Source organism: Roseburia hominis (assembly GCA_040702975.1).
GTDB classification, from domain to species: Bacteria; Bacillota; Clostridia; order Lachnospirales; family Lachnospiraceae; genus Allocoprococcus; species Allocoprococcus hominis_A.
In genome coordinates, this window is sequence record CP159990.1 from 3,841,216 (window position 1) to 3,853,666 (window position 12,451).

7 protein-coding genes are annotated in these 12,451 nt (G+C 47.7%); all 7 read right to left on the reverse strand.

Translation table 11 applies throughout. The features are described 5' to 3' along the window. Positions 1–249: 249 nt before the first annotated feature. Positions 250–1,221, reverse strand: coding sequence for an ABC transporter ATP-binding protein (locus ABXS75_17780; GenBank protein ID XCP84860.1), 972 nt, complete (start codon positions 1,219–1,221; stop codon positions 250–252). After that, positions 1,221–2,249: an ABC transporter ATP-binding protein gene (locus tag ABXS75_17785; protein XCP84861.1), complete on the reverse strand. Its 1,029-nt coding sequence runs from the start codon at positions 2,247–2,249 to the stop codon at positions 1,221–1,223. The genes ABXS75_17780 and ABXS75_17785 overlap by 1 nt, the downstream gene beginning before the upstream one ends. A gap of 17 nt (positions 2,250–2,266) precedes the next feature. Then, entirely contained in the window at positions 2,267–3,190 is a 924-nt protein-coding gene (locus ABXS75_17790; GenBank protein ID XCP84862.1) for an ABC transporter permease, read from the reverse strand. A gap of 9 nt (positions 3,191–3,199) precedes the next feature. Continuing rightward, complete coding sequence (locus tag ABXS75_17795; GenBank protein XCP84863.1) at positions 3,200–4,126, reverse strand: ABC transporter permease; 927 nt, start codon at positions 4,124–4,126, stop codon at positions 3,200–3,202. Between the two features lie 182 nt (positions 4,127–4,308). After that, positions 4,309–5,955, reverse strand: coding sequence for a peptide ABC transporter substrate-binding protein (locus tag ABXS75_17800; protein XCP84864.1), 1,647 nt, complete (start codon positions 5,953–5,955; stop codon positions 4,309–4,311). Between the two features lie 209 nt (positions 5,956–6,164). Beyond that, positions 6,165–8,441, reverse strand: a complete 2,277-nt coding sequence (locus tag ABXS75_17805; GenBank protein ID XCP84865.1) for a beta-L-arabinofuranosidase domain-containing protein — start codon at positions 8,439–8,441, stop codon at positions 6,165–6,167. A gap of 259 nt (positions 8,442–8,700) precedes the next feature. Further along, positions 8,701–12,450, reverse strand: coding sequence for a DNA-directed RNA polymerase subunit beta' (gene rpoC, locus ABXS75_17810; protein XCP84866.1), 3,750 nt, complete (start codon positions 12,448–12,450; stop codon positions 8,701–8,703). Between the last annotated feature and the right edge of the window lies 1 nt (position 12,451).

Below are 12,451 nucleotides of genomic sequence, written 5' to 3' on the forward strand. Positions count from 1 at the left end.
CAATACTTGCCATTAAGGCCTGTGCTGAACGAAAAGCCTAAAAGGCCCTCGCCTGAGATATGCCTTATCGCATGAAGTACGTTTTATTTCATAAAAAATACCATACACTTTAATAAAAATAGCAGGCGATCTCCATTTACGGAAAACGCCTGCTTGTCTCATTTCTATATTCGATACAAAAATTTGTCTTAAGTTCTGCACATTCTGAGTAATCCGAGCTGCCCGCCTAAGCAGGCAGCACCCGGCAGCTTATTTCTCTGTCAGATGACATGCGACCATATGGCCCGGCCGTATCTCCTTAAGCTGCGGCATTTCCTTAAAACAGCGCTCTGTAGCATACTGGCACCGTTCTGCGAAACGACAACAGTTCTTCGGATTAATCGGGCTTGGGATCTCACCTTTGATCGGAATACGCTCATTTGCTTTTGCCTTATGCGGGTCAGCCTCCGGGATAGCGGAAAGCAGGGCCTGCGTATACGGATGCAGCGGATTTGCAAAAAGCTCTTCCGTCTCAGCCGTTTCCACCATGGTTCCCAGATACATAACCACTACACGGTCAGAAATATATTTTACCACGCTTAAGTCATGCGCGATAAAGAGATAGGTAAGACCCATGTTCTCCTGCAGGTTCTTCAGCATGTTGATCACCTGTGCCTGAATAGATACGTCGAGCGCAGAAATCGGCTCGTCACAAATGATGAATTCCGGATCAACGGAAAGTGCGCGGGCAATGCCGATACGCTGTCGCTGTCCACCGGAGAACTCATGCGGGAAACGCGACATATGATCCTTATTCAGTCCTACCGTCTCCAGGAGTTTCTCCACTTTCGCATCTACTTCCTTGGACGACATGCCGTGCTGCCTAAGTCCCTCTCCTACAATCTCCTTGACCGTCATACGCGGATTCAGGGAAGAGTACGGATTCTGGAAGATCATCTGCACTTTCTTGCAGAATGCCTTCTGCTCCGCACGAGACAGCTTGGAAATGTCCTTGCCGTCATAAATGACCTGCCCCTTTGTCAGATCATACAGACGAATCATACAACGTCCAGTCGTGGATTTCCCACAGCCAGACTCTCCAACCAGACTGACCGTCTCACCTTTGTAAATGTCAAAACTCACATCGTCTACGGCTTTCAGAGTCTCATGTCTGCTGATCTGAAAATATTTACATAAATTTTTCACCTGTACGAGAGGCTGTTTTGTTTCATTATTTGCCATTATTCCACCTCTCCTTTCTTCACTGCCTGCGGTTTTCTCATATCATTCTCCGGAGCGAATTCATGCTGCAGCCAGCAGCAGGTCTCGTGCTCATTGGATAAGCAATATGTTTCCGGCGGCATTTCTTTACAAATATCCATGCAGTATTCGCACCGGGCTGCAAACGGACATCCAGCCGGAGGGGAGAACAGATCAGGTGGTGTCCCTTCGATTGGTTTCAGTTTCTCACCCTTTGCGGTATCCAGTCTTGCAATGGACTGCATCAGTCCTTTTGTATACGGGTGACTGGTCTCATAGAAAATCTCGTCAGCCGTTCCCCTCTCCACGATCTGCCCGCCGTACATTACAAGTACACGGTCGCAGAGCTTCGCAATAACACCAAGGTCATGTGTGATCAAAATAATGGATGTCCCCAGTGTTTTCTGGAGATTTTTAAGCAGATCCAGAATCTGCGCTTCGATGGTAACATCGAGGGAGGTTGTCGGCTCGTCAGCGATGACGATACTCGGGCTTCCCACCAGCGCGATTGCGATCATGACACGCTGTTTCATACCACCTGACAATTCGTGCGGATACTGTTTATAACGGCGCTCACCGTCGGAAATACCTACCAGCTTCAGAATCTCCAGGGCCTTCTGCTTCTTCTCAGCCGCACTCATCTGCTTATTGCCCACAAAGACCTCTTCGATCTGTTTTCCAATCCTCATAGTCGGATTCAGAGAAGTCATCGGGTCCTGGAAAATGAAACCGATCTCCGTTCCGCGCATCTGGCGCAGTTCCTTCTTATTCATTTTCAGGACATCTTTTCCTTTATACAGGATCTCGCCGCCCTCAAAGAATCCCGGCGGCTCCGGGTTCAATCTCATGATACAGGAAGAGGTCACACTCTTTCCGCATCCGGATTCACCTACAATACCAAGAATTTCTCCCGGGCGGACCTCAAAGCTCACATCACGTACAGCCTTAACAACCCCCCCATAGGTACGAAAAGAGAACTTCAGATTCTTTACTTCCAATATATTTTCCATCTTCCAACTCTCCTTTCCTATTCTGTTCCTCTAAGTTTCGGGTCAAACGCATCACGAAGTCCGTCGCCAAGCAGATTAAGCGCAAGCATGGTCGTACAAATAAGGACTGCCGGAACGACTACCTGGTACGGATGAATTCTAAGCTGAGCGATGCCGTCCTTTGCGAGAACTCCCCAGCTGCACTTCGGCGGTTTAATACCAAGACCGATATAGCTAAGGAACGCCTCCTGGAAGATTGCTCCCGGGATCGCCATCGTCAGGTTCGTAATAATAAGACCCATAATATTCGGTAAAATATGTTTCACAATGATCACGATATCCGGTACGCCCAGAACTCTCGCTGCCGCCACAAAGTCAGACTCACGCAGCTTGAGTACCTCGCCACGCACGAACCGGCAGCTTCCGATCCAGCCTACACAACACATCGCCATGATCAGAGAATGTACGCCGTTTCCGACTACCAGCATCAAAAGAATCGTCACGATCATACTCGGGATACCGTAAAGCACATCGACAATACGCTGAATCAGCATATCCACCTTGCCGCCATAGAAACCGGAAATACCGCCCATAATAGAGCCGACACAGGCATTGATGATACTTGCCGCAAATCCAATGATGAAGGAAACTCTCGCTCCCATCCATGCACGCACCCAGAGATCCCGTCCCAGAGAATCGGTTCCAAACCAGTGCTTGGTTGAGAAGCTCTGATTCATCTCCGCTACGCTCTGTGACGCAAAATCATATTTACTAAACATCGGTGCAAAAATTGCAAGAAGAATATAAAATACAATCAGGCACAGCGAAAAGAACGCAATTTTATTCTTTCTGATTCGTCTCCACGCATCCTGCCAGTATCCGATGTTCGGACGGGAAATAGACTCCATACTTTTTAAATTTTTACCAATAACCTTAAATTGATCTCTCGTAATTTCAGCCATCCCTGTCACCTACCTTTTCTTACCGCTGAGACGAATTCTCGGATCTACGATACCATATAAAATGTCTACAACCAAAATTGCGAAAACCAGGAAAGCGCCATAGAAGATCGTCATACCAAGTACCATCGTATAGTCATTCATGTTGATACTTTCCACATAATATCTTCCCATACCCGGAATTGCGAACAGCGCCTCAATTACAAACGTACCGGTAAGCACGGATGCAACCGTCGGACCCATGATCGTAATAATCGGAGTGATAGCGTTTCTAATCTGATGTTTGAAGGTCACACGGAACTCAGAAAGTCCCTTTGCCCTTGCCGTCTTCGTATAATCCGAGGTGACTACTTCCAGCATACTTGAACGCATCAGACGGGAAACGGATGCCAGCGTATAGAAGCCTACCGCTATGGACGGCAGAATCGTATGTCTAAAGCTGGTGTACTGTGCTACCGGGAGCACCTGCAATTTAATACCAAAGAAATACTGGAGCAATGACCCCATAATAAAGTCCGGAATCGATGTACCGATAATAGCAATCAGAATGCAGACAAAATCCAGCTTCTTTCCTCGATTCAAAGCTGCGATAATTCCCAAAATAATTCCAAAGAAAAACGCGAAACAAAGTGCACGTATTCCCAGGTCTGCAGAAAACGGGAAGGATTCTGCAATAATTCTGTTAACGGTTCGTCCCTCATATTTCATAGAATATCCCAAATCTCCATGAAGGACATTTTTCATATATGTAACATACTGCACCGGCAGCGGTTTATCAAAACCATAATATGCTTCCAGATTCGCTTTGATCTCCGGCGTCATCTTATCACTCGAAAACGGGTCTCCGGGCATCAGACGTACCAGGACAAATACTACGCTGGTCAGAACAAACAGCGTCACGATAGCAAGCAATACTCTTTTTGCGATATATTTTGCCATGCGCCTCTCCTTTCTCCTTCTTAACTGCCTTGACGGTTTTGATTATCCCACACCACGTCTCTGGATAATCAAAACCGTCAAAGAGGGGGCTGTAATCCAGACCCCCCTCCTGACAATCTCTTCTTTCAGCTGCAGGAAGACTCTGTCAGTCTCCTTTCGCTGTATCTTACTCTATGCTCGTATTAGTTCTCAATATCTGCATAAACCAGGTTGAAGTCATATCCAACGAAGTAAACGTTGAAGTTCTTGATCTTCGGATTTACGAGGTACTGGTCACGACGAAGCTGAAGCGGTACTAAAGCAGCATCTTCTTCCAGGAAGATCTTCTCTGCCTCGAACAGCATATCCTGTCTCTTCTTGGCATCTGTCTCTGTCTGAGAACCTTTCAGTAATTCATCGTATCTCGGATTGTTGTAACCAGAGTGGTTGTACTGTCCATCACTGATCCACAGCTCAAGGTAAGAATAAGCGTCAGAGTAGTCCGGTACCCATCCGGTAACTACCATATCATAATCAAGAACCTGCTCTCTTTCCAGTCTCTGTTTGTAGGTTACCTGATCGATCTCAACAGTGATTCCCAGATTCTTCTGGAACTGCTCCTGAAGAACCTCAGCCTGTTTCTTAGCGCCCTCTGTGTCAGTGGTAAGAAGCGTGATTTTGATGTCTGCTGCAGAAGCTACACCAAGTTCTTTCACTGCTGCATCAATATATTCTTTTGCTTTTGCTTCATCATTCTCAAGCGGGAACGGTTCATACGGATAAGCCTCTCCGTAAGTAGTATCTGCAGATGTTACATTCGGCAGCACCAGTCTCTGTGCCGGCTCATATACATCGTTATTTACCAGAGTGTTGTATTCTTTTCTGTTGATACCATAGTTCAGAGCGAATCTCAGGTTCTTGTTAGCAAGCATCTTACCCTCTGTCTGGTTCAGCATGATATAGTCGTCTGCACCGGTGAAGTAGAATTCAGAATTCTCTTCGTACTGTTTGGTCAGCTCAGTCGGAACAACGGTGATATCAACCTCGCCCTGCTCCCACATAGCAACCGCGGTCTTAGCGTCAGCTACGGTCTTAATGCAGATCTCGTCAAGCTTAATGCTGTCTGCTTCCCAGTAGTCCGGGTTCTTGGAAAGAATAAGCTCATCGCCATGTTTCCACTCAGACATTACGAACGGTCCGTTGTAAGCTGCTTTTTCCGGATCTGCTGCATATTCTGCACCGTATTTCTCAACAAGGTCTTTTCTTGCAGGTCCTAAAGAACACATAGAGATCATGCTTTCAAAGTAAACTGCCGGATGCTCCAGTGTGATCTCAACGGTCTTATCGTCCGGAGCCTTCACTCCAAGTTCCTCAACCGGTACTTCACCATTATTTACTGCTGCTCCGTTTTTCAGGATATAACCGATGAATGCGTAGTCACAAGCAGCCTCCGGGTCCATCAGTCTCTGCATACCATAAACATAATCCTCTGCCTTTACGTCAACACCGTCACTCCATTTCAGGCCGTCACGAAGGTGGAAAGTATATACCAGACCATCATCAGAAACTTCCCATTTCTCTGCTGCGTCGCCTTTTACCTCGCCCTCGACATTTCTGGTAAGACATGCCAGAGTACAGATGTTTGCAGTTGCAGAAGAGATAGAGTTACTGTTCTGCGGGTCCATGGACGGAACATCTTCACGAAGAGTATAAGTAATTCTCTTCTTGCCTGATGCCTCGCCACTGTCTTTCTTGTCGCCGGAATCTTTGGATCCCGGTGTACCACAGCCGGTAAATGTAGCCACTACCATAGCTGCGGCAAGTAATGCGGCTAATAATCTCTTTTTCATAAATAATCCTCCTTTTGTTATATTAGCTTTATGTAGTCAAACGGAAATCCTGTAAGATTCCCGGATCTACCTCTTTCATTCCGTTTAGCGCTTTACCACGTTTTTGCTTCTGCGCGGCTGTGCTTCACCGTACTAAGTTCTAGACCGTAGTCTAGTTTTAAGAAAAGGCGGTGCCATGATCCTTGCCATGACACCGCTTTCTGCATTCTTCATCTGATTTTACAAATAAAATATACATGATATGCCTCATTTTCCACTTGATTAAGTGGAATCCAGCGTCTGCCATCGCAGACAAATCCTAATCCTTCTTCTCGCTTCATCTTCGTATCCACGTCCGATTCGTCGAATGAAACAGGAATAAAATCCTGCTCTTCTGAAATAACCGCCATAATGTACGGTCCATAACGAAGTGCAGCCATCTCCGGCCTATCCGGTGTCCTCAGAATCTGGAAATGGTAGGAGAAAGTCAGTTCATACTCCCTGCCCCCGGAAAAATCTCCGCCGATCTGCAGATACCCATTCTCATCCGGCTGCATATCCAGCGTCTCTTTGCCTTCCAGTATTCTGTGCTCCCTGGCCCATGCGGGCTTCCGGAACTTCAAGGTGCGAAGACCCGCACCTTTTACAAAAACCCGGAAAGTCCCGGAAAAGGCCGTATCTTCCAGTCTGATTAATACATCTCTATCCTCCCACCACATCTCGGACGGGATGAACAGATTCAAATATATGGTATCAGCGTCATAGAAATAAATACCTTCCCGGTATTTGAAATGGCTCTCCATTCCGGTTCCATGACAGCAGCTATTCTCGCACAAAAACTCTTTCTTCATTCCCGGACCCAGCGGCAAAAAATAGGTGCTTTCCCCTGTCGCCCGCCGATCCTGGGTAGAAAGAATGTGGTTCAAAACTGTCGTCTCATAATAATCCATGTAGGAAGCCTTCGGCTGATACTGATACAGTTCTTTTGTCAGCTTCAGCATATTGTAGGAGGCACAGGTCTCCTCCGTATTCTTCGTCAGAAGCGCACCTATCTTGTTCCTTTCATGGAACATCTCTCCTTCACCGGTTCCTCCCGTGGCGTAACTGTGAAATCCAGTCACTGTCCTCCAGAAAAATTCTGAAATCTCAAAAAACTCTTCTTCTCCGGTTGCTTTATACAGCTCCATAGCACCTAAAATCTGCGGGATATGCTGATTCGCGTGCATGGTGCTCAGGGCATCTACCTGCTCCTTCAGCGGATAGAATAATTTGTCGTTATCAAATAACCGGGCGCATGAGAGGAACTCTTCCTTCCCCGTCAGCCGATAGAGCTGTGCCATTACGGCGTTCATACCTCCAAACTCGCCCGCAATATACATACTCCACATCCTGCCAAGCTGTTCGTGCGTAAGTCTTTTCAATCTGCGGCATACCCACTGACCCAGTTTCTCGGAAATCTCCAGTGCTTCCGCTGCCTGTACATACTGATAACAATCCAATAGTCCTGCAAATATCTTATGTAATGTGTAATATGGCGCCCAAATCGTCGGATACGGAGTATATTCTTCCAGCAGATCAAACTGTTCTTCGGAATACCCGCTTAGGAAGCCTTCCTGAATCCCCGGCACATCGGAAAATGCCTTCTGACATTCCCTCATGCTTTTTACCATATACAACGCTTTTTCTTTAATCCTTTTCTCCCCGGTAGCATGGTAGCAAAGCGCGAGAGCCGACATATAATGTCCTGTTGTATGCCCTCTCAGCTGACTGTCCGGAGAATCCCAGCCTTCCATCGGTGATGCCCCACGGGTATCCAGCCCGGAAGCCTTACGGAAATTATAAAGCATCTGCTCATCGTCTACCGATAACAAGAACTCCTTCATCCGCTCCTGAGCGTTGTAGAACTCGCTGCCTTCCAGAAGTCTGATCCTGGCTGACCGGCATTCCTGCACACGCATCTGCGGATCACTTTTTTTCTTCTCCAAGGTCTCTACTGCCCGAATCCTGGCAATCACGGGAACCTTAGTCCCGGTCAGAAAGCCTTCTGCCTGATACTCGCCCGGAGAATCAAAGCATACACTGCCCTCTCCCTCCCAGGATACCGGATACGGTATCGTGTCGCCATCCGGGGTCTCCACAATGGCCGCCTGTGGAAGATAATGCTTCTCACCCGCCTGCGTGACTGCCTTGACAGGGTAAACGCTCTTTACACAGAGCTTATTCTCCTCTTCCAGTATACGCACCTCAAAGGTCTTCGTCGCCACCGCGCTGCCAAAACGAAACGTCGCTAAAAGCGGTACTACTCTGTCTCCCATCCCATAAGTGGGGCGTGTGACCTTGCCCTCACTCGTGAGCAGCCGTTCGTGACCGGATTCCCATGTGATTTCAGAGCCATACTGTCCCTTTTTCGGAAGCGTTAAATCAAATTCTACTGTATTCAGATTCCCAATATATAACGAATCTCTGTCAAGCCGAACCGCTTCTTCTTCCGCAAATACTCTCTTCATGTCACCTAGTCACCCGTATTGTTCTTGTTATATGCAAACCGTATAACCAAAAATATATAAGTATTATAAGCATTTTTTAATTATACCATTTTTTAATTATAGCAGTATTCTATACCCTCGTCAAGAATTTTTATTCACATGTTACAAAGAAGAGGATATCCCAACCGTTTTTCGGCTTTCGGATATCCTCTTCTTATTGTGCTTTATTTCTCAGGGAAGACCCGGGAATCATCTCCCGGTATCTCTATACAGGCACAGGCTACTCCGCCTCTACGCCTGTCAATTCTTCTTCCTCTTCTGCAGCTTCTTCCACTCCGACCATCTCTTCCACAGCTTCCGTCACTTCGGCCATCTCTTCCGCAGCAGCATCCTCCTGCATTTCTTCCTGTGATGCCTCGCTGCTTTCGGTTGCTTCCTCGTCTAATTCCTCAAAGCTGATCTCGTCATCAAGCTCGGTCTCTGTGTTCAGCTTAACGTCGCGGTATTTTCTCATACCTGTTCCGGCCGGAATCAGTTTGCCGATGATAACGTTCTCTTTAAGACCGATCAGATGATCGACTTTACCCTTAATTGCAGCCTCCGTAAGAACCTTTGTGGTCTCCTGGAAGGACGCGGAGGACAGGAAGGATTCTGTTGCCAGAGACGCTTTCGTGATACCAAGCATAATCTGTTCGCCTACTGCCGGCTCCTTGCCTTCAGCCACCAGTTTCTCGTTGGTCTCGTTGAATTCCAGAACATCTACTACGGTTCCCGGCAGGAACTCTGTATCTCCTCTTTCCTCAACACGAATCTTCTTAAGCATCTGACGCACGATCACCTCAATATGCTTGTCGTTGATATCAACACCCTGAAGCCTGTATACTCTCTGTACTTCCTGAAGCATATAATCCTGAACTGCGCGCAGGCCTTTGATCTTAAGCAGGTCATGCGGGTTGATACTACCCTCTGTCAACTCGTCACCGGCCTCAAGAACTGCACCGTCCATAACTTTGATTCTGGAACCATACGGAATCAGGTATGCTTTGCTTTCTCCCGTCTCCGGATTGGTCACAATGACCTCACGTTTCTTCTTGGTATCATTAATGTTCGCAATACCGCCAAACTCTGTAATAATGGCAAGACCTTTCGGTTTTCTCGCCTCGAAAAGCTCCTCGACGCGGGGAAGACCCTGTGTGATATCATCACCCGCAACACCGCCGGTATGGAAGGTACGCATGGTAAGCTGGGTACCCGGCTCTCCGATGGACTGTGCCGCGATGATTCCGACAGCCTCTCCCACCTGAACAGCCTCACCTGTTGCCATGTTGGCTCCATAACATTTTGCACAGATACCTACATGCGATTTACAGGTAAGAATGGTACGGATCTTAACCTTCTTGATCGGGTGATTTCCATCTTCATCTACACCGTATTTCATGATTCTTTCTGCACGTTTCGGTGTGATCATATGATTTGCTTTTACAAGCACATTGCCGTCTTTGTCATAGATCGTATGGCAGGAATATCTTCCCGTAATACGATCCTGCAGGCTCTCGATCTCCTCATTGTTGTCCATAAACGCATGAACATACATACCTGGGATCTCTTCGCCCTTCTCTACACAGTCTACCTCACGGATAATAAGCTCCTGTGAAACGTCAACAAGACGTCTTGTCAGGTATCCGGAGTCGGCTGTACGAAGCGCGGTATCAGAAAGTCCTTTTCTCGCTCCATGAGCAGACATGAAGTACTCCAATACGTCCAGACCTTCACGGAAGTTCGACTTGATCGGCAGCTCAATGGTACGTCCGGTCGTATCTGCCATCAGTCCACGCATTCCGGCAAGCTGTTTGATCTGCTTATCAGAACCACGGGCTCCTGAATCCGCCATCATAAAGATGTTGTTATATCTGTCAAGACCGGAAAGCAGTGCCTCTGTCAGCTCATCGTCAGTCTGCTTCCATGTCTCTACTACTTCTTTGTAACGCTCTTCCTCCGTAATCAGACCACGCTTAAAGTTTCTTGTGATCTTATCCACGGTATCCTGCGCTCTCTGAATCAGCTCCGGTTTCTGCGGCGGCACGGTCATGTCGGAAATAGATACCGTCATGGCGGCTCTCGTAGAATACTTGTAGCCGATTGCTTTTACACTGTCGAGCACTTCTGCTGTCGCAGATGCCCCATGTGTATTGATAACCTTCTCCAGAATCTTCTTGAGCTGTTTCTTTCCTACGTGGAAGTCGATCTCAAGGAGAAGCTCATTGCCTTCCTTCTCTCTGTCCACAAAGCCCAGATCCTGCGGAATGATCTCATTGAAAATGAAACGTCCCAACGTGGACTCTACTATACCGGTCTTTTCCGTACCATCCGGCATCGTCTTTGTCACACGCGCTTTAATTCTGGAATGAAGCGTAAGTGCATTGTTCTCATATGCCAGGATCGCTTCATTCACATTCTTGAAGTATTTGCCTTCGCCCAGCGCACCCGGTCTCTCCTGAGTCAGGTAATAGATACCAAGTACCATATCCTGGGACGGAACCGCTACCGGACCGCCATCAGACGGTTTCAGCAGGTTGTTCGGCGAGAGCAGAAGGAAACGGCACTCTGCCTGTGCCTCAACGGAAAGTGGCAGATGGACAGCCATCTGGTCGCCGTCAAAGTCTGCGTTGAATGCGGTACATACCAGCGGGTGCAGCTTGATCGCCTTACCCTCTACCAGAATCGGCTCGAAAGCCTGGATTCCAAGTCTGTGCAGTGTGGGGGCACGGTTCAGCATAACCGGATGCTCTTTGATTACATCCTCAAGCACATCCCATACCTCCGGCTGGAGACGCTCTACCATTTTCTTGGCATTCTTAATATTGTGTGCAGCTCCGCTTTCTACCAGCTCCTTCATTACAAAAGGCTTGAACAGCTCGATAGCCATCTCTTTTGGAAGTCCGCACTGGTAAATCTTGAGTTCCGGTCCTACGACGATAACGGAACGTCCTGAATAGTCCACACGTTTACCCAAAAGGTTCTGACGGAAACGTCCGGATTTACCTTTCAGCATATCGGAAAGAGATTTAAGTGCACGGTTACCCGGTCCTGTTACCGGACGTCCGCGGCGGCCGTTGTCGATCAGGGCATCTACCGCCTCCTGGAGCATTCTCTTCTCATTTCTCACAATGATATCCGGTGCTCCCAGTTCAAGAAGTCTCTTCAAACGGTTATTTCTATTGATAATTCTACGATACAGGTCATTAAGGTCGGAGGTCGCAAAACGTCCGCCATCAAGCTGTACCATAGGACGCAGATCCGGCGGAATAACCGGGATTACAGTCATGATCATCCATTCCGGTTTGTTACCGGACTCACGGAACGCTTCTACCACTTCCAGACGTTTCACAATACGCGCACGTTTCTGGCCTGTAGCATTCTCCAGACCGCTCTGCAGTTCTTCATATTCTTTATCCAGATCAATAGCTTCAAGAAGCTCTTTGATCGCCTCTGCACCCATTCCTACACGGAACGCATTGCCCCAGTTCTCTCTTGCTTCCTGATACTCGGCTTCAGAGAGGATCTGCTTGTTCTGAAGATCCGTTTCCCCTTTGTCTAGCACGATATAAGATGCAAAATACAGGACTCTCTCCAGAGTTCTCGGAGATAAGTCAAGGATCAGACCCATACGGCTGGGAATTCCCTTAAAATACCAGATATGGGATACCGGAGCTGCCAGGGAAATATGCCCCATACGCTCACGGCGCACGCTGGATTTGGTAACCTCAACGCCGCACCGGTCGCAGACAACGCCTTTATAACGAATCTTTTTGTATTTACCACAGTGGCATTCCCAGTCCTTGCTCGGTCCGAAGATTCTCTCACAGTAGAGACCGTCCCGTTCCGGCTTCAGAGTTCTGTAATTGATGGTTTCCGGTTTGGTCACTTCGCCGTGTGACCATTCCATAATCTTTTCCGGAGACGCCAGACCAATCTTAATCGCATCGAAAGTCATCGGCTGATACGTTGCTTCGTTTTTATTCTCTGTCATA

Bases quoted from the DNA above. Each gene is read 5' to 3' on its own strand.
- ABXS75_17785 (XCP84861.1), bottom strand. From the start codon at position 2,249: ATGGAAAATATATTGGAAGTAAAGAATCTGAAGTTCTCTTTTCGTACC.
- rpoC (XCP84866.1), bottom strand. From the start codon at position 12,450: ATGACAGAGAATAAAAACGAAGCAACGTATCAGCCGATGACTTTCGAT.
- ABXS75_17780 (XCP84860.1), bottom strand. From the start codon at position 1,221: ATGGCAAATAATGAAACAAAACAGCCTCTCGTACAGGTGAAAAATTTA.
- ABXS75_17805 (XCP84865.1), bottom strand. From the start codon at position 8,441: ATGAAGAGAGTATTTGCGGAAGAAGAAGCGGTTCGGCTTGACAGAGAT.
- ABXS75_17795 (XCP84863.1), bottom strand. From the start codon at position 4,126: ATGGCAAAATATATCGCAAAAAGAGTATTGCTTGCTATCGTGACGCTG.
- ABXS75_17790 (XCP84862.1), bottom strand. From the start codon at position 3,190: ATGGCTGAAATTACGAGAGATCAATTTAAGGTTATTGGTAAAAATTTA.
- ABXS75_17800 (XCP84864.1), bottom strand. From the start codon at position 5,955: ATGAAAAAGAGATTATTAGCCGCATTACTTGCCGCAGCTATGGTAGTG.